The organism is Neisseria montereyensis (genome assembly GCF_024834045.1).
Taxonomy (GTDB): domain Bacteria; phylum Pseudomonadota; class Gammaproteobacteria; order Burkholderiales; family Neisseriaceae; genus Neisseria; species Neisseria montereyensis.
Window position 1 is genome coordinate 1 of the sequence record NZ_JANUXW010000014.1, and the last position, 17,870, is coordinate 17,870.

16 protein-coding genes and 2 tRNA genes are annotated in these 17,870 nt (G+C 43.5%); 10 read left to right on the plus strand and 8 right to left on the minus strand.

Annotated features, from left to right (window positions below; all coding sequences use genetic code 11):
- Positions 1 to 2,756, plus strand: a 2,756-nt coding sequence (locus NXS09_RS10380; protein ID WP_259292449.1) for a right-handed parallel beta-helix repeat-containing protein, incomplete at its 5' end; no start/stop codon positions are given.
- 258 nt (positions 2,757 to 3,014) lie between these two features.
- On the opposite strand, the gene dsbD is transcribed toward NXS09_RS10380, so the two are convergent.
- From dsbD to rsmA, 3 genes are all read right to left on the minus strand, one after another.
- A complete protein-coding gene (gene dsbD / locus NXS09_RS10385) occupies positions 3,015 to 4,838 on the minus strand; it encodes a protein-disulfide reductase DsbD (RefSeq protein WP_259292450.1) in 1,824 nt (607 codons plus the stop codon).
- 196 nt (positions 4,839 to 5,034) lie between these two features.
- A complete protein-coding gene (locus NXS09_RS10390) occupies positions 5,035 to 5,763 on the minus strand; it encodes an amino acid ABC transporter ATP-binding protein (protein WP_259292451.1) in 729 nt (242 codons plus the stop codon).
- Between the two features lie 24 nt (positions 5,764 to 5,787).
- Positions 5,788 to 6,567, minus strand: coding sequence for a 16S rRNA (adenine(1518)-N(6)/adenine(1519)-N(6))-dimethyltransferase RsmA (gene rsmA, locus NXS09_RS10395; protein ID WP_259292452.1), 780 nt, complete (start codon positions 6,565 to 6,567; stop codon positions 5,788 to 5,790).
- A gap of 213 nt (positions 6,568 to 6,780) precedes the next feature.
- Between rsmA and NXS09_RS10400 the strand changes: the two genes are divergently transcribed.
- Complete coding sequence (locus NXS09_RS10400; RefSeq protein ID WP_259292453.1) at positions 6,781 to 7,287, plus strand: hemerythrin domain-containing protein; 507 nt, start codon at positions 6,781 to 6,783, stop codon at positions 7,285 to 7,287.
- A gap of 25 nt (positions 7,288 to 7,312) precedes the next feature.
- On the opposite strand, the gene NXS09_RS10405 is transcribed toward NXS09_RS10400, so the two are convergent.
- Together NXS09_RS10405 and NXS09_RS10410 are read right to left on the minus strand one after the other, a co-directional pair.
- The gene (locus tag NXS09_RS10405; protein WP_259292454.1) at positions 7,313 to 8,104 is read right to left on the minus strand and encodes a Cof-type HAD-IIB family hydrolase; all 792 of its coding nucleotides are present in this window, start codon (positions 8,102 to 8,104) and stop codon (positions 7,313 to 7,315) included.
- 61 nt (positions 8,105 to 8,165) lie between these two features.
- Positions 8,166 to 9,560, minus strand: a complete 1,395-nt coding sequence (locus NXS09_RS10410; RefSeq protein ID WP_259292455.1) for a 3'-5' exonuclease family protein — start codon at positions 9,558 to 9,560, stop codon at positions 8,166 to 8,168.
- A 102-nt stretch (positions 9,561 to 9,662) separates the two neighbouring features.
- Between NXS09_RS10410 and NXS09_RS10415 the strand changes: the two genes are divergently transcribed.
- From NXS09_RS10415 to NXS09_RS10425, 3 genes are all read left to right on the plus strand, one after another.
- Positions 9,663 to 9,739 (plus strand) — tRNA-Arg (locus NXS09_RS10415).
- Positions 9,740 to 9,756: 17 nt separating this feature from the next.
- Positions 9,757 to 9,831: transfer RNA gene (locus NXS09_RS10420), tRNA-Glu, on the plus strand.
- Positions 9,832 to 9,978: 147 nt separating this feature from the next.
- On the plus strand, positions 9,979 to 10,470 hold the full coding sequence (locus tag NXS09_RS10425) for a c-type cytochrome (protein ID WP_259292456.1): 492 nt from the start codon (positions 9,979 to 9,981) through the stop codon (positions 10,468 to 10,470).
- A 104-nt stretch (positions 10,471 to 10,574) separates the two neighbouring features.
- Here NXS09_RS10425 and NXS09_RS10430 read toward each other — a convergent pair whose 3' ends face one another.
- A complete protein-coding gene (locus NXS09_RS10430) occupies positions 10,575 to 11,522 on the minus strand; it encodes a CysB family HTH-type transcriptional regulator (protein ID WP_259292457.1) in 948 nt (315 codons plus the stop codon).
- A gap of 455 nt (positions 11,523 to 11,977) precedes the next feature.
- Between NXS09_RS10430 and NXS09_RS10435 the strand changes: the two genes are divergently transcribed.
- From NXS09_RS10435 to apaG, 4 genes are all read left to right on the plus strand, one after another.
- Positions 11,978 to 12,718, plus strand: coding sequence for an OmpA family protein (locus NXS09_RS10435; RefSeq protein ID WP_259292458.1), 741 nt, complete (start codon positions 11,978 to 11,980; stop codon positions 12,716 to 12,718).
- A gap of 299 nt (positions 12,719 to 13,017) precedes the next feature.
- Positions 13,018 to 13,977, plus strand: coding sequence for a thiamine-phosphate kinase (thiL, locus tag NXS09_RS10440; RefSeq protein ID WP_259292475.1), 960 nt, complete (start codon positions 13,018 to 13,020; stop codon positions 13,975 to 13,977).
- Positions 13,970 to 14,464, plus strand: a complete 495-nt coding sequence (locus NXS09_RS10445; protein WP_259292459.1) for a phosphatidylglycerophosphatase A family protein — start codon at positions 13,970 to 13,972, stop codon at positions 14,462 to 14,464. Before thiL ends, NXS09_RS10445 begins: the two co-directional genes overlap by 8 nt.
- 29 nt (positions 14,465 to 14,493) lie before the next feature.
- Positions 14,494 to 14,862 carry a Co2+/Mg2+ efflux protein ApaG gene (gene apaG / locus NXS09_RS10450; protein WP_259292460.1) on the plus strand — a complete coding sequence of 123 codons (369 nt, stop codon included), beginning with the start codon at positions 14,494 to 14,496 and terminating at the stop codon, positions 14,860 to 14,862.
- A 91-nt stretch (positions 14,863 to 14,953) separates the two neighbouring features.
- Here the strand turns inward: apaG and NXS09_RS10455 are convergent, their stop codons facing one another.
- Positions 14,954 to 15,814 (minus strand): IS3 family transposase, encoded by an 861-nt coding sequence (locus NXS09_RS10455; RefSeq protein WP_353617960.1) that lies wholly within the window; start codon positions 15,812 to 15,814, stop codon positions 14,954 to 14,956.
- Positions 15,754 to 16,101 (minus strand): helix-turn-helix domain-containing protein, encoded by a 348-nt coding sequence (locus tag NXS09_RS10460; RefSeq protein ID WP_259292461.1) that lies wholly within the window; start codon positions 16,099 to 16,101, stop codon positions 15,754 to 15,756. Before NXS09_RS10460 ends, NXS09_RS10455 begins: the two co-directional genes overlap by 61 nt.
- A 309-nt stretch (positions 16,102 to 16,410) precedes the next feature.
- On the opposite strand from NXS09_RS10460, the gene NXS09_RS10465 reads away from it, so the two are divergent.
- Entirely contained in the window at positions 16,411 to 17,790 is a 1,380-nt protein-coding gene (locus tag NXS09_RS10465) for an alanine/glycine:cation symporter family protein (protein ID WP_259292462.1), read from the plus strand.
- Positions 17,791 to 17,870: the final 80 nt, after the last annotated feature.

Genomic DNA, 17,870 nt, shown 5'->3' on the forward strand with positions numbered 1-17,870 from the left:
CCAATAAACAGCCGGAAGAAAACCAGGCTGTTCAACCACCGTTAGAAACTGAAAAAAACGATACAACCGCAGAACAAACCGAGCCTGCTGTTTCTGCTAAATCTGAAGATAAAACAACCAATCAATCCTCAGATACAGAAAATGTACCTGAAACACCTGATACAAAACAGGAAAATACTACACAACAGCCGTCTGAAACCAATAAACAGCCGGAAGAAAACCAGGCTGTTCAACCACCGTTAGAAACTGAAAAAAACGATACAACCGCAGAACAAACCGAGCCTGCTGTTTCTGCTAAATCTGAAGATAAAACAACCAATCAATCTTCAGATTCAGAAAATGTACCTGAAACACCTGATACAAAACAGGAAAATACTACACAACAGCCGTCTGAAACCAATAAACAGCCGGAAGAAAACCAGGCTGTTCAACCACCGTTAGAAACTGAAAAAAACGAGACAACCGCAGAACAAACCGAGCCTGCTGTTTCTGCTGAATCCGAAGATAAAACAACCAATCAATCTTCAGATTCAGAAAATGTACCTGAAGCACCTGATACAAAACAGGCAAGTGCTGCACAACAGCCATCTGAAAATATCGTAGAAACTCCTGTTGCAAATACTGAAGAAGCAGCCTCTACACCGACCTATCAAACCGGAAACTATGGCGACTATTATCTATATACCCATCCTGTATACGGTAAATATATTGATGCCGCCCAATTCGGTACCGATCCCACCGGTCAGCAAGATAGTCTGCAAGCCATTAATGCCGCCCTTGATGCCGCCCACAAAGAAAATGCCGCCGTACATTTAAGCGGTCATCTTTATATTTCTGATCAAATTGTATTGAATCAGAACAATTCCGGTGTTACCGGTTTGTTTGGCGACGGCATGGGTAAAACAGAGATTTCTTTCGATAAAGCACAAAAAGGTATCTTCAACTCCAACTCTAATGAAGACGATATACGCGAATATGCAGGTATTCTGATTGACGGACAAAACCACAAAACCATTGCCGACCTGTCCGTCAAATATACTAATCCTGACTTTTACAGAAAAGGTGAGAGCTATTTCGGCAAAGTCAGCGGTATTTTGGTCAACGATGCCGACTATACTTTAATCAGCAAAGTAGAAGCATCGGGTGCCAATCGTGCCGGTGTTCACTTCACATCAACCCAAACGTTGGAGTCCGATCCCCATAGCAATACCGGCAGAACCTATAAAGTTAGGCTCATGCGCAATGAAGTAGACGAACATTATGAACATCTGCCTTTGGGAGAAAACAACCGCATTATCGATAGCTACCTACACCACAACCGTGTAGCAGGTGCCTTAATCGCATATCAAAAAGACTTTATTGTCGATGGCAATACGCTCTCTTGGAACGGCCATAAAGCAGACGGAGGAACAGGCTATGGCGTTTCAAGCATGGCCGGCAGCTATAACTATGGCGTCACATTTAGCAACAATACAACCGACCATAACTACCGCAAAGGTCTCGATGTACATGATGGCGATAATATTCTTATTGAAAACAATACATCAATCGGCGACCGTCTATATGGCATTGCCGTTTACAACCGCCAATTCAACATGGATACGGTTAAAATTATTAATAATACTATTACACAAGATACCTCTTTCCGTTTACCGGAAGATGATAACCCCAAATTATCACCCCGCTACCACGGTTATTCCGGTATTCAATTGCAAACCAATACCCAATTGAGAGACTTTCATCATGCAGAAGACGGATCATTCAAAATCGAGGGCAATACTATTAAAAATCTAGAAGTCTATAAAGACTCATACCAAACATACGGTATCGAATTCCGAAACCACGAAAATAAAATGGACTACCAGCTTGATATTACGGGAAATACTATTGAAGGTACTTCTAGTAAATATGCTATTGCAACTATCAGCAATACCCAATCAAAAACCGGTGTAAAAGGCAGCGGCACAGCCCTAATCAATATTACCGATAATGATGTCAATATCGGTGAGATTGTCACAGGTACCATGCCCATTTTTATTAACGACTACAACCATGATGGAAACCTACGTGGCTCGGTAACCGTTAGTAACAATGACATTAAAATAGCGGAACATTCAAACGGAAGTATTGAAGGAATCCAAATGATTGGCAATGCGGAATCTTATCTGGTTACTAATAACCGCTTCGAGCTGCATGGAGAAATGAATAAGGCTATTGTCAGTTTGCTTGGTCGCGATCTCAACGATACCCCCGACTTACATGTAACCGGCAATGATTTTTTTACCGATTTAACAGGGCCCTTGTATAAAAACTGGATTGAACGTAAAAATGCCAACGTATATGCCGAAGATAATACCCACAATACCCAAACACTACCTCAAGAAGGACAGGCTGCAAAACCTTCTGCAGGTACTACGCCGAATGATGAACATACGGATTCGGAAACAGATTGGGATATCGGCACGGATACCATTGCGGGAAAACCGCTAAATACCGAGCATGATATCCACACTATCGACCGTTCTGAATCTGTTGTATTGCAACAAGCTGATAATGATCATATTTTCGATACGGATGCGGTAAACACCCCAGCTTTAAATGATTTATTATCAGCTCCGGCTTTGGAATTATCCGGTGTATTGGGTGTGCCCGCTCATAATATTCCTTCTAATGATGCAAATATAATAACATACGCGCAATCATGGGATATTCAGGATGAGTATATATCTAATGAAGCACCTGCATACATTATGTAGTCTTGATGGTTAAGTTATTATAGTAAAGGTCTTAGGCCGTCTGAAAACCACTTTCAGACGGCCTTTCTTCATCATTTCATATTCATATAGACAGATAAATCCCATCTAGCTCAAACCATCATTATCCTGCTAGTCAATAAAGCTTTTCCAAACTATCGCTAAATACTTATCGATACATATCCCATAAAATTAAGCCAAACGGAAATCCCGTTTGGCTTAGGTAAATAAAAGCATGAAAAGTTACTTCAAAAGTCCCCTTTACTGCTCGTTTTGCCGATACCATTGCACAAAAGCATCCGGTTTCACGAAGCCCAATAACGCATCACTACGGCTGCCATCGGCATGAATAACAAAAATTCCCGGCGGCCCGAATAAGCCATACTCTTTTAACAACGCCTGATGTTCGGGGGTATTATCCGTTACATCGATTTGGAAAAAACGGCTCATATCTACTGCATCCTGAACCTGGGATTGATTCAAAGTATATGCGGCCATTTCTTTACAACTAATACACCAATCTGCATAGAAATCAAGCATAACAGGTTTATCGGGATTATTTTTCAAAGCTTGCTGCATAGCTGCTTTTAATAACGAAGCATCGGCATAGATATTTTCATGCTTATCCCCTGCAACCGTTTCCGAAGCAGGCGGGATTAATGTTAGAAAATGATGCAATGTAGTCGTCTGCCGTTCCGCACTTTGATATGCAAACCACACACTACCCACAAGTAATACCCCGCCCAATACCGCAGATACCGCTTTCAGACGGCCTGATGATTTTGTCACATTCACCAACAACCATACGGCAGGTACTAACATCAGCAATGTATAAAGCGCAATCACAAAGCCATATGGAAGATAAGGTGTGGCCAAATAAACCGCTACTGCCAATAAAATAAAACCAAAAGCATATTTAATACCGTTCATCCAACTGCCCGCTTTAGGCAGAATATGACCGCCAAAGGTACCGATCAACACCAACGGCACACCGGTACCCAACGCAAGCATATATAACGCCAGCCCACCCAATACTCCGTCACCGGTTTGGCCAATATAGCCCAAAGCAAAAGCCAATGGCGGCGCCACACACGGGCCGACAATCAGAGCGGAAAGCATACCCATCACAAAAACCGATGCCATTTTACCGCCGCGGAACTTACTGCTCCGCTCTTGAAAATAGCCTTGTATCGTCGCAGGCAACTGCAAAGTGAACACACCGAACATCGACAATGCCAACACAACCATAATCGCCGAGGCGGCAAGCACAACCCACGGCTGTTGCAACCATACCGTCAACAACGCACCGGTTAACCCGGCGAAAACACCCACAATCGTATAAGTTAAGGCCAAGCCCTGAACATAAACCATAGAAAGCGCAAATGCACGGCCTTTACCGGCTTTTTTATCACCGACGACAATACTGGAAACAATAGGCAGCAAGGGATACATACAAGCAGTAAAGCTTAAGCCTATCCCTGCTAGAAAAAACGCCAACAAATTGGCGTTTAAAGTATCCCACGAAAGTTTGAAACGATTTTGAATCGAACCACTACTTTCAGTAGGATTATTATTGAGGCCGTCTGAAACAGAAGACATTAGAAAGGGGTTATTTGCACCATCCTGCGTATCAACAGCCGGCTGGTATAAGCCGCTACTATTGATATTAAAGGTTGTTTCTGTAGGCGGATAGCAAACCCCCACTTCCGCACAACCCTGATATTGTACAACCAAACGGTAATTGCTTACCGTTTCCGGATGGCGATATGGCCAGTTTACTTGAGCGGCATGGTGATAAACCATTTGCTTACCGAAAAACTCATCTTCTTTCTCTTCGCCCGGACTAAATTGGCCGTTACCAAACAATCCATCCGGATCCGTTTCCACCATGATTTTCGATTGATAGAGATAATAGCCATCGGCAATAGCAAACTGAACATTAATACCTTCGTCGGCAACATTAACCTGCGGTATAAAAGCCTTTTCGACAGGCAGCAGTTTAGATGCATCTACTTCGGCATAAGCATTGCCGACCAGCATCAGCATTGAGAATAGTGTGGTTAGAAAATACAGTATTTTTTTCATTTTATTATTTAACCCTTTTCAGACGGCCTATACATCACAACCTAGCTGAAGCAGGTATTTCTTTTCAAATCCAGATAAAATTATCACATATACCATAACACAGTAGAAGTTATTCATACTATAAAATGTGACAATCTTATCCTTAATGAATATTTTGTCTATTCAAAGCAACATTACCCTGAGTCTACTCATCCGTTTAATGTTTCATCACCTGCTGTAAAAATTGTTTGGCACGCTCATGTTTCGGGTGTGTAAAAAATTCTTCCGGTGTCGCTTCTTCAATAATCTGACCATGATCGACAAAAATCACCCGATCGGCCACTTCACGCGCAAAGCCCATTTCATGAGTCACGCACATCATAGTCATACCGCTCACGGCCAAATCTTTCATCACTCTCAATACTTCGCCGACCATTTCCGGATCCAGCGCCGAAGTCGGCTCGTCAAACAACATCACGCGTGGTTCCATCGCCAAGCCGCGGGCAATGGCAACACGCTGCTGCTGACCGCCGGAAAGCTCGCCGGGCATGGCATCTTTTTTATGTGCCAACCCTACCCGCTCCAATAGTTCCATCGCTTTCTTTTCCGCCTGCTCACGGCTTTGCTTTTTCACTTTCATCGGTGCCAGAATAATATTTTCCAACACACTCAGATGCGGATAAAGATTGAAACTTTGAAACACAAATCCGACTTCCTCGCGCACTTTATTCAAGTCGGTTTTCGGGTCGGCCACATTCATACCGTCCACCCAAATTTCACCGCTTTCAATGCTTTCAAGCTGGTTAACGGTACGGATCAATGTAGATTTACCACTGCCGGACGGGCCGCAAACCACCACAACCTCGCCCTGCTTCACTTCCAAATTCACCCCGTTAATCACATGCAGGTCTTTAAAGTGTTTATGTACGTTTTTAAATTTAATCATAATGGTTTATCTGTTCCGTTTTTTTCAGACAGCCTTTGCAACAAGATGATTGCTCAAAGCCACATATAACTCAGGTGCAATATGTTCCGCACGATCTTGCGGGGATATACCCACCGCCTGCAAATCATCTTCACCGGCCAATTCTTTTAAATTATTGCGTATGGTTTTTCTACGCTGATGAAAAGCCTGTTTCACCAATTTGGCAAAATGGTCGAAATCATGCGCCACACCGATACGGTGCTTCACCGGAATCATCCGCACCACCGCCGAATCCACTTTCGGTGCCGGGCTAAACGCTTCCGGCGGGACATCAATCAATAATTCCATATCAAAGAAATATTGAAGCATCACACTCAAGCGGCCATAATCATTGGTTTTAGGCTCGGCCACCATACGCTCGACCACTTCTTTTTGCAGCATAAAGTGCATATCCGTCACATCATCGGCCACTTCACTCAGGCGAAACAACAACGGCGTGGAAATATTATACGGCAGGTTTCCCACAATTTTCTTTTTACCCGCCACACTATGAAAATCAAATTGCAGCACGTCACCCTCATGAATCACCAATTTATCGGCAAAAGGCAAAGTTTTCAGACGGCTCACAATGTCTCTGTCTATCTCAATCACATGCAGCGTATTTAACTTCGCCGCCAACGGCTCGGTTATCGCGGCCAAGCCGGGGCCGATTTCAATCACCACATCATCAGGCTGCGGGCGGACGGCGTTCACAATGTCATGAATAATGCGCGTATCCTGTAAAAAATTCTGCCCGAACCGCTTGCGTGCTTTGTGTTCTCTCATATACTGCTTCTATCATATCCGCTCTGTTTTAAGCGCGTATTGTAACGTAAAATGCAAACCCTGCGGACAGTATCCGCTACCCGTTCATTGTTTTCAGACGGCCTTATCTATAATCCACAAGTTCAAATAAAACATTAACAAGGTTTCACCTGCATAGAGTCGGCAACACTTCAAAAAAGGACTATCATCACCCTAAAGATAGAGGCCATCCATATGAATCCATTCGACACAAAAAGCGCTACTTTTGACGAACCCATCGAAATGCTCTATGCCTGCCACGGCAAAGTACGCCGTTTCTGTAGCCAAATAGACAAGCTGCCCGAATACATCGACGAAAACGGCCGCAATAAGGTCGCCTTACAAGCCGTCCATCAAATCAGCCGCTATTTCAATATCGCCGCTCCCCTACACCATCAAGACGAAGAAGAAGATTTTTTTCCATTATTGCTACAACACTATCCGCAGGCCAAACCCAATATCGAACAACTATTACAACAACACGATACCCTACATAACAACTGGACAGCAGTATCACAAGAATTCGCCAAACTTGAAGCCGATCCAAGCTACCGTTTGCAAAAGAATATTTTGCAGCGCTTTTGTGCCGACTATGATACCCACCTCAATATAGAAGAACGTTTATTTGAAATGGGCAAGCATATTCCACAAGAAGAATTGGCTGCTATCGGCAAAAGAATGGCCGACCGCAGAAAAGCGTAATTTAATGTAAACGATAATGCATCGCCTATATCACACCTAGCGCCTTTAACCCGTTATATACCCCATCTTCTTCCACCGTCGGACAAATATAATCAGCAATGGCTTTGACTTCAGGATGCCCATTACCCATAGCCACACCAAATCCAACTGCCTGAAGCATTTCAATATCATTCAACCCATCGCCAAACGCCATCACTTCGCTCATATCTATCCCCAAACGCTGCACCACCGTACGAATACCGCGCGCCTTCGAACCTTGGGTGTTCAATACATCCACAGAAAACTTATGCCAGCGTACGGTTTTACAGCCATACAACGCCATCTGAGCAGCAATTTCCTGTTCATGTTCAGCATCATAAAAAGCCAACATCTGAAAAACATCATGCGAATGGAAAAATGTTTTATCCACGCTATAACCAGAAAAAATATGCGACATAGACTCGGTAACGACCGGCGCATTTTCCGAAACCACAATCTGATCATCGGCAACAAAAGCATATGGAACCGACCGACTCTCTAAATAAGCACATATCTGTTCAATTCTGCCCTTATCCATCGGGTTCTGTTCCAACACTTCACCACGATAACGGATAAACTGCCCGTTAATCGTGAGTAACAATTCCATACCGGCAGCCGACACCACTTCACGCACTTTTTCCGGCACCGCCACATATGCCCGACCGGTCGCAATAGCCGAAATAATACCCTTTTCTTTCAATGCACGAACCGCATCGAATACCGAAGGCCGCAGCGTATCGGTATATTTCCGATACAAAGTATCATCAATATCAAAAAAGACAATTTTAGGGTTTTGCATAAACATCTTTCATTTTTACAAGTTGCGCCCACATATCAGGCCGTCTGAAATAGCCACTGTTTCAGACGGCCTCTAATACCTGCACAGCTTTTGCACCTTGCTTGAATTTGGTTTTCAACAAGGCAGGTAAGCTTTCATCGAAATACCAAGATCCATCAGGTAAAGCCAAAGCACCCGCCTCACAACACATAGACACAGAACGCCCGGACACCTGATCGGTTTCCACAATTTCCACCCGTCTTGCACGCCCCCAATCTACCACAGGCAAACGGCTAGCCTCTGTCAAAATACGCTGGTTTTGAATATCAACACTTTCATCCGTCGCACAATCACCCTCGCATTTACCCACCACATGAACCGGACAAGGTTCATTTTTTGCAAGAGTACCCGGCAAGATATCCAAAGATGAAGGACACAGCCCACTTTCCTGAGCCCACACCGATAACGCTTTTTTTGCTGATTTTTTATGCAGAAACAAACCATTGGGCGGATTTTTCCGATTGCCGCAAGCCACGGGCACAATCCGAGCTTGTAACCGTTGTTGTTCGTCCGGCACAAAATCCACCGTTAGATACTTTCCTCTACTTTCAGACGGCCTCAAACCATATTCGGTCATCAATTGTGCTTTTAGCCATACAGCATGCAGCTCACCCACTGCCGACACAAAAACCAACCTGTCCACACCACACATAAACAAACTGCTCTTTGCCTGTTGGGCGTGTGCCGCAATCTCAGAAAAAGCTTTTTCATGCACACGGATATCCAAAGCCTTGCCCTTGCCATCCAACCAAACAGAAACACCATGCGTATCCGGCAGAGCATAAATTTGTTGTACCAGCATAGGAGGTAACCAAGCGGGCAGCATCTTCGGATTCATCAGTGCATGATATTGTTTTTCCCATTCACTACCCTTCTCTATCAAGCTTTTTTCCAAAAAATCCGTTAAAGCCACCACATCCGCCATAGCCCGATGGCGGCTTTCCACTTCAATCGAAAACCGTTCGATAATGCTATCTAGATTATGCTTATGAAAATGGGGATATAACCGACGGGAAAGCTGTACCGTACATAAAGCCGGTGCGGCAAAATCTATACCAGCCCGATGGAATTCATGACGTAAAAAGGTGTAATCAAAGCGGCTGTTATGCGCCACCAAAATCGTACCGCGCAGCAAAGGCAACAGTTCGTCAGCTACATCGGAAAAAACCGGCGCATCCGCCACCATCTCATTACTAATGCCGGTCAGCCCCGTAATAAAGGAAGAAATCGGCTGTTGAGGATTCACCAACCACTGATAACTTGCCACGCTGCCATTATCAAAGCGCAGCAAAGCCACTTCCGTAATCCGATCCTGATAAAAATGACCGCCTGTCGATTCGATATCCAATACCGCCACAGGCATCCCCAACCGGGCAAAATATGCCGCCGACCGCGGCCAACAAGAGGCTTGCGCCATAACACTTTCCGAATTTATTCAAATAACAAGCGGCATTCTACACTTTTTCACAAGAAAACGCTTGACAGCCTTTTACACCGTTCCTATAATTCGAATCTTTCCGCACCCGTAGCTCAGTTGGATAGAGTATCTGGCTACGAACCAGAGGGTCGGGCGTTCGAATCGCTCCGGGTGCGCCAAACAATTTAAATTATCCGCGCCCATCGTCTAGCGGTTAGGACATCGCCCTTTCACGGCGGTAACCGGGGTTCGATTCCCCGTGGGCGTGCCAAATAAAATAAAAAGCCTTTACATTTAAATGTAAAGGCTTTTTATTTTATTTGGTGTTTATAGTAAATTAAACGCAGTAACACCTGAAAATCAACCATAAGATTTCAATATAACTAAAAATAATTTAAACAACAAAGGAACAACCACTATGAGAAACCTTTTCTATATAACCATCCTTCTTAGCCTGCTGTCAGCCTGTGGCGGCCAGTCTGAAGAGTCTGCCCAAACATCTCCACCCGACACGGCTACCGCCCAACAAAATTCTGAAACCGATGTCGATAAGCGTATCGCCCTAATGAAATCATTCAGAAAAAATATCGGTATCATGACAAAAATGGCCAACGGCGATACTGCCTATGACGCCAATGTTTTTCAACAAGCCGTAGATGATTTAAATATCAATTCAACCCAACCGTGGCAATACTATACACAGGAAAGCGCAACCGACGAACAATCGGAAGCACTGCCCGAGGTATGGAGCCGCCCCGATGAATTCAAAAATAAAATTGATAATTTCACATCTGCCGTCGCCACACTCAAAACAGCGACCGCTTCGGGCAACTTAGATAATGTTAAAAAGCCACTAGCCGATGTAGGACAGAGCTGTAAATCCTGCCATCAAACTTTCCGCGAAGATTAAGCCATTCTCTTAAATAACTAAATAACCATTATATAAATAAAGGATAAGGCCGTCTGAAAAATTTTCAGACAGCCTCTTTCTCAGGTAGTTTATATACCGCAATATTAAATTGAAAAATCTTCCTCAATAGGCGCATACAAAATGGTATCGATTTTTTCTCTCGTCAATTCCGGAGCAAATAACCGGATAAAGTCATAAGTATATCCACGCAGATAGTTATTAGGGTGCAAAGCAATATAAGTAAGGGACGAACCAAACAAATGAGAAGCATCTATCATTTGTAAACCTTGATCTACCTCTGCATCGTAAGCTATTTTCGCCATTAAACCAACACCTAACCCCAATTTGACATAAGTTTTCAATACATCCGTATCTGTTGATGACAAGGTCACGTCAGGCAGATTCAACCGCGCTTTTTGAAATGCCCTGGCAATATTATTATTTTGATTAAAGGCAAAATCATAAGTCAGCAGGGGGAAAGAAGCCAAATCCTCAATTCCCAATTTATCCAAATCCAACAGCGGATGTTTTTCAGGCACAATAACAGCATAAGTCCAATCATTACATGGCAATTTTCGTAATGTCCCATTATCCTCCGACAATTCCGTTGCAATAGCAAAATCAACTTCTCCGCTCATGACCATATCAGCAATATCACAAGGACTGCCTTGTTTGATGTGCAATTGTACTTTTGGATAACATTTTACAAATTCGGCAACCACACTCGGCAAAGCATAACGTGCCTGAGTATGTGTTGTTGCAATGGTTAACGACCCCTTATCCTGATCTGTAAACTCATTACCGATATTTTTAATATTCTGAACATCACGCCAAATCCGCTCTGCAAGTTCCAATACTGCCTTACCCGGCTGAGAAACCGAAACAACACGTTTACCGCTACGGATAAAAATCTGTATACCCAACTCCTCTTCTAAAAGACGAATTTGTTTGGAAATCCCAGGTTGCGAAGTAAACAAAGCATTCGCTGCTTCGGAAACATTAAGATTATGACGGTACACTTCAAGAACATAACGCAATTGCTGCAGTTTCATAATAAAATCAAAAAATAATAAGTTTGTGGATTCTTTACGACATTCCATTGCAATGTAGCATATTTTATAAAAATCTGTCTGAGTGTTTTACCTAATCCCTCCAAAGTTTTTGTTTTTTAATACACAATCGTCTAAACATGATTAATATAGATATAACACCATTGTGTCTTATTGTGGTTTTTGCGCAACTCAAAAAGACAGATAGCTTGGTTTTTACCGTAAATAAATGACACAGGGTTGATTTTTGGGCATGATTTCCAAACAGGAAGCGGGTCTTTGCCATTGTATACAGGCGGTACGCTATTGACAGTTTGCCCTCGGCTTCTTTATAGTGCAAACTGATATATCCAATTTGCCGCCGTTTACAATTTTAAAACAGTGGCCTGTATATTTGGTGATTTGTAGCGGTTGCACTTTGTATCCGTTGCACTAACAATCTTTGATGAGGGAATAAAATGACCAAACAGCTGAAATTAAGCACCTTGTTTGTTGCCTTGGTTGCTTCAGGTACCGCAATGGCCGCTGAGCCACATACCAAAAGTGGTTACACTGTCGATCGCGAACAATCTATAACCCGTAACAACTACGGTGAATGCTGGAAAAACAGCTTTTTTGACAAAGACACTGAGGGCCGTATTGAGTGTGGCGATGCCACTCCGGTTGCCACGGCTCCTCAATATAGCGATGAAACTGTAGCTTTGTCTGCCAACACATTGTTCGGCTTTGATAAAGACACTCTACGTCCAGAAGGTGCAGAAACATTAAGCGCTTTAGCCCAACGCTTGAGCAATACCAATGTTGAAACTGTTCGTGTAGAAGGTCACACAGACTTTATGGGTTCTGAAGAATATAACCAAAACCTGTCTGAACGCCGTGCCAATGTTGTCGCTAACTACTTAGTAGGCCAAGGCGTACCTTCTAACAAAATTTCTGCAGTCGGCTTAGGTGAGTCTCAAGCTCGCATGACTGCTACTTGTGAAGCTGAAGTGGCTAACTTGGGTAGCAGAGTTTCTAGCGCTAGAAAACGTGCTGCTTTAATTGCATGTATCGAACCTGACCGTCATGTAGACGTTAGAATCCGCACTTTGGTAACCAGACAAGTTGCCCCAGGTGAAGTTCAAGGTGAACGTCCTGCAGTTGACAATGGCTGGCACCCAGGACCTGCATCTCCTTATCATGGTTATACTCGTCCGTAATCAAGTATTATTAGCATACAAAAAAGCCCCGCAAGTTTGTGGGGCTTTTATTTTTCTTTTGCTTTACCTTAAAATAATTATTTTTATAATAATAGACTTACCTAAATCCTTTTCACAATACATATAAAATTATCGAGCTCTAATCAAAAAATAGTTTCAAATAATATAGAATCAGTTTAAATCCGTACTTATTACACACCCGTTTGATGAAATCCTATCCTGCTGATTTTCTAATTAATGAGATAATAAATATTTCACAATCGAATACCTATCCCTTACCCTCAGATAACTTGATTCCCATGAAAGAATTTGATTTTATTCGGCAATATTTATACCACCAGAAAAACGATAACAACATATTACTCGGTATCGGTGATGATGCAGCAATTATTCGCCCCAAACCAAACCATGATTTATGTTTTAGTAGCGATATGCTGATTAACAACCGGCATTTCTTCGCTAATGTTGCACCTTCCGACTTGGCTCATAAAGTATTGGCAGTCAATATTTCAGATATGGCCGCAATGGGCGCCACTCCACGCTGGGTTTTACTCAGCGTAGCCCTACCCGAATTAGAAGAAACCTGGCTTACTGCATTTTGTGACCACTTTTTTGCATTGGCAAAACAATTTGATATCACCTTAATCGGCGGTGATACAACCAAAGGGGACTTTGCATTCAATGTTACTATTATAGGAGAGCTACCCGAAGGTAAAGCCTTACGACGTGATGCTGCACAAACAGGAGATGATATTTGGGTATCAGGAAAGGTTGGCTTAGCAGCAGCTGCATTAAATCATCACTGGGGCAAAGTGGCATTACCACCAAAAATATTTGATACTTGTGAACAGTCACGCCTGAGACCCACACCACGGGTTGCTCTTGGGCAGGCCATTCTTCCATTTGCTCATGCAGCCCAAGATATTTCAGACGGTCTTGCTCAAGATTTAGGACATATTTTAAAGGCTTCTGAGGTTGGTGCCGATATTTTCGCAGATTCTTTACCGACTTTACCGGCTTTATACGATGTATTAGAAAAAACGTTAGTGTATGATTATACTTTAGCCGGCGGCGATGATTACGAATTAGTATTTACTGCACCGGAAGCTTGTCGGAATGACATACTAAACGCTGCCCAAATAAGCCATACGCCGGTGACACATATCGGTAAAATCACACAAAGCGGCCATTTGAATATTTTTGATGCAAACGGCGAACCAATACAGCTTAACTCTTTAGGATTTGATCACTTTGGCTAACTTCACACCTGATTTCAAATGGCTGAAAACACGACCACTTTGTTTTTTAGGGTTCGGATTCGGTAGCGGACTCGCCCCAATTGCCCCTGGTACTTTCGGCACGCTGCCTGCATTGCCTATTGCTTTTATTTTATACTTAGTAGGCGTTTCCGGCTGGTGGCTGGCGGCATTAAGCATGGTACTATTTATATGGGGCATCAAAATTTGTAACCATACCGAACACGAACTCGGTATTCAAGATTACGGCGGTATTGTATGGGACGAAATCGTCGCCATGTTACTGGTATTGGCATTTGTGCCTTTCAGGTGGAAATGGTGGTTAACGGCATTCATTTTATTTCGCCTATTCGATGCGCTTAAACCGTGGCCTATAAAATGGTTGGATGCACGGATACACGGTGGCTTTGGAATTATGTTGGACGATGCGGTTGCTGCTTTATTTACGATTTTAGTGCTCAAAATTACCACTTGGCTGGTAATATTATAAAGGCCGTCTGAAAAGAAATGGATTCAAAGATGAATGAAATTGAAATTATTGTAGAACCCTGCTTTTTAGTTGAAGAAAGCAATATTGCCAAAGACAACTATGTGTTCGGCTATGATATTACGATTCACAATCATAGCGACGAAGTAGTTACTTTAAGAAATCGTCACTGGGAAATCACCGATGCACATGGCGCAGTGGAAAAAATATCCGGCGTTGGCGTAGTGGGCGAACAACCCGTATTGTATCCGGGTGAACGTTATAATTATAGCAGCGGCACACGCCTAACTACACCTTGGGGCTGTATGGAAGGCAGTTATGAATTTGAAGACAGCTACGGCGATCGTTTTTTCGTACCGATTCCGAAGTTTGATCTAAAAGCCGATGTTGTTGTTCACTAGCTATTAATATATTGATTTATTTATAAAATCAAACAGAGGTCGTCTGAATATTGATCTATCCCCCAAATCTTGGACAAACATAAAAGCCTTTTCAGACTGCCTTTTCGAGCTGGGTTCTGTATGCCACGGGACTCAGCTTTTTCAATTTCAAACTACATCTGTCATGATTGTAGTACCGGATATAGTCGTCTATTGTCTGCATCAGCTCTGTTGTCGAAAGTCTGCCTTCCTGATAAAAGCATTCCGTCTTCAGTATCGCAAAGAAGCTTTCCATCGGTGCATTGTCCCAACAATTGCCTTTACGCGACATACTCTTCACTATGCCGTGTTCCGCCAATGTGCGGCGGTAGGCTTCCGTACGGTACAGTACACCTTGATCGGAATGCAGCAGTACTTTATCTGCCTTTGTCAGCTTACAGACTGCATCATTCAGCATTCTTTCCACCATCCCGCTGTTCGGCCGGCGGCTCATCGAGTAAGCGACGATTTCCCGGTTAAATACATCCAATATCGGTGACAGATACAGTTTGCCATTGCTGCACTTGAATTCGGTGGCATCAGTCAGCCATTTCTCATTGGGTTTTTCCGCTTCAAACCGGCGGTTCAGAATATTATCCGACGGTTCGCCCATTGCTGGATGGCGGTAGGCTTTTTTCGGACGCACTTTGGCTTTCAATTGCAGCAGTTTCATCAAACGGGCAACCTTTTTCTTATTCCATGACAAAGTGGCGGCAATCCGCCTGTATCCGTAACGCCCTTTGTGGCGGGCATAGACTTCGGCAACGGCGGCTTTGTCCCGTTCGTCCGGGTCGGGGCGGCCGTGGTGATAATAAAAACTGCTTTTGGGTAGAGCGGCACTGTGCAGCAGGTATTTAAGCGGATGTTTGGCCCTCAGTGCTTGGACGGCTTCGCTTTTTTGGCGGCCGCTTCTTTCTGCCTGAGGGCTTTTAATTCCTTTAGATAGTCGTTCTCCGCCCGCATATAGCGCAACTCTTCGATCAGTTCCGCCTGTGTTTTTTCGTGGTCGGGTTTATCGACGATAAAGGGGTTTTTACGTTTGATGGTCATAATGGCCTGTGGATGCTCCAGTGCGCGGATGCCGCCTTGGTTGTATGCGGCTATCCAACGGCGTAAATGGGTACGGGAGATATTAAAGTGATCGGCGGTACGCTGTTGGCTGCGTACGTGCTGATAATATTGTACGGCTTGGTATTTAAAGTCTAATGTATATTTGCTCATAAGAAAACTGCACCTTAATGGGTTGGAGGGGTGTCCAACTTTTGGGGTGCAGTTCATTTTTCAGACGGCCTCTTTACTAGATTACAACTGTTTAATAAAACATTAAATTGACTGACTTGTATAAATCATTCAAATTCTATATAAGATTTTGTTTTAATTATATTAGAACCTAAACATAGCAACTTAATCTAATTATTAAGTTTTCCACCGCCTCATACTGATTACAGGCTAATTACTCAGACTTGCAATTCTTTACGCCTTATGCTGAAATGCACATATCAGAACAAATATTAACAATCAGGAGTAAGTATGGAAGAAGTATTGAATCGGTTCTTCACGACTGTTGACAATTGGGTTTGGGGTCCAGTGATGCTGATACTGCTCGTCGGTACCGGTATTTTATTAACCATTAGGTTAAAAGGCCTGCAATTCTCTATGTTGGGGTTTGCCTTAAAACAAGCATTTATGCCCCACCGTAAAAAAGCAGATGGCAGTGATCATGATGGTGATATTTCACATTTCGGCGCATTGATGACTGCCCTTTCCGCAACCATCGGTACAGGTAATATTGCCGGGGTGGCCACCGCGGTTGTAACCGGCGGACCGGGTGCCATATTTTGGATGTGGATTACGGCCATATTCGGTATGGCAACCAAATATGGCGAAGGCGTGCTGGCTGTCAAATACCGTGTTACCAATCAAAGAGGGGAAATGTCGGGCGGCCCCATGTATTACATAGAGCGCGGCTTAGGCAGCAAGTGGAAATGGATGGCTTATGCTTTTGCTTTATTCGGAACTGTAGCCTCATTCGGTATCGGTAGTTCTGTCCAATCTAACTCCGTTGCCCAAGCCATTCAAACCAGTTTTAATATTGATCCGCTTTATACCGGCATTGTTTTAACCATCTTAACAGCCATCGTTGTATTAGGCGGTATTCGCAGTATTGCCACTGCTTCTTCATTTATTGTACCGATTATGGCTGTGTTATATGTTGCCGGCGGTTTGGTTATTATTTTCCTTCACCTAGACTTATTGATACCCGCTGTCAAACTGATCGTTAGCGATGCCTTTACCGGCCAAGCTGTTGCCGGCGGCGCTATCGGTAGTGTTATCCGTTATGGCGTCGCGCGTGGTGTTTTCTCAAACGAGGCCGGTATGGGTTCGGCACCTATTGCCGCGGCTGCAGCCAAAACAGACCACCCCGTACGCCAAGCTTTGGTATCTATGACCGGTACGTTTCTAGACACCATTATCGTATGTTCGATTACCGGTATTGTTCTAATTATGGGATTAATGGGTACCAGTGGTGAGTTTATTAAACCCGAACTAACCGGTGCCGCACTCACAACCACCTCATTTGATCATTTACTACCCGGCCCAGGTGGTTGGATAGTCACCATTGGTTTGATTTTCTTTGCTTATTCAACCATCTTAGGTTGGTGTTATTACGGCGAAAAATGTGCGGTTTATATTTTCGGGGAAGGATTTGCCAATATCTACCGTGCCATTTATGTTGCCAGCGTTATGATCGGAACTGTTATAAGTTTGGATCTGGTATGGCTGGCCGCCGATGCCTTTAACGGTTTAATGGCACTTCCCAACCTCATAGCCCTACTTCTCCTATCTAGCGTTATTGTCAAAGAAACACATGACTTCAAGGCTAAGCGGCAAAGTGGCGAATTACACTAATATATGTTTATTTTCAGACGGCCTGAATATAATGTTCAGGCCGTTTTTATAAATACTTATATAATAAAACGTAACGGAAA

Bases quoted from the DNA above. Each gene is read 5' to 3' on its own strand.
- NXS09_RS10425 (WP_259292456.1), top strand. From the start codon at position 9,979: ATGAGAAACCTTTTCTATATAACCATCCTTCTTAGCCTGCTGTCAGCC.
- NXS09_RS10405 (WP_259292454.1), bottom strand. From the start codon at position 8,104: ATGCAAAACCCTAAAATTGTCTTTTTTGATATTGATGATACTTTGTAT.
- NXS09_RS10460 (WP_259292461.1), bottom strand. From the start codon at position 16,101: ATGAGCAAATATACATTAGACTTTAAATACCAAGCCGTACAATATTAT.
- NXS09_RS10465 (WP_259292462.1), top strand. From the start codon at position 16,411: ATGGAAGAAGTATTGAATCGGTTCTTCACGACTGTTGACAATTGGGTT.
- NXS09_RS10410 (WP_259292455.1), bottom strand. From the start codon at position 9,560: ATGGCGCAAGCCTCTTGTTGGCCGCGGTCGGCGGCATATTTTGCCCGG.
- rsmA (WP_259292452.1), bottom strand. From the start codon at position 6,567: ATGAGAGAACACAAAGCACGCAAGCGGTTCGGGCAGAATTTTTTACAG.
- thiL (WP_259292475.1), top strand. From the start codon at position 13,018: ATGAAAGAATTTGATTTTATTCGGCAATATTTATACCACCAGAAAAAC.
- NXS09_RS10430 (WP_259292457.1), bottom strand. From the start codon at position 11,522: ATGAAACTGCAGCAATTGCGTTATGTTCTTGAAGTGTACCGTCATAAT.
- dsbD (WP_259292450.1), bottom strand. From the start codon at position 4,838: ATGAAAAAAATACTGTATTTTCTAACCACACTATTCTCAATGCTGATG.
- apaG (WP_259292460.1), top strand. From the start codon at position 14,494: ATGAATGAAATTGAAATTATTGTAGAACCCTGCTTTTTAGTTGAAGAA.
- NXS09_RS10435 (WP_259292458.1), top strand. From the start codon at position 11,978: ATGACCAAACAGCTGAAATTAAGCACCTTGTTTGTTGCCTTGGTTGCT.
- NXS09_RS10400 (WP_259292453.1), top strand. From the start codon at position 6,781: ATGAATCCATTCGACACAAAAAGCGCTACTTTTGACGAACCCATCGAA.
- NXS09_RS10390 (WP_259292451.1), bottom strand. From the start codon at position 5,763: ATGATTAAATTTAAAAACGTACATAAACACTTTAAAGACCTGCATGTG.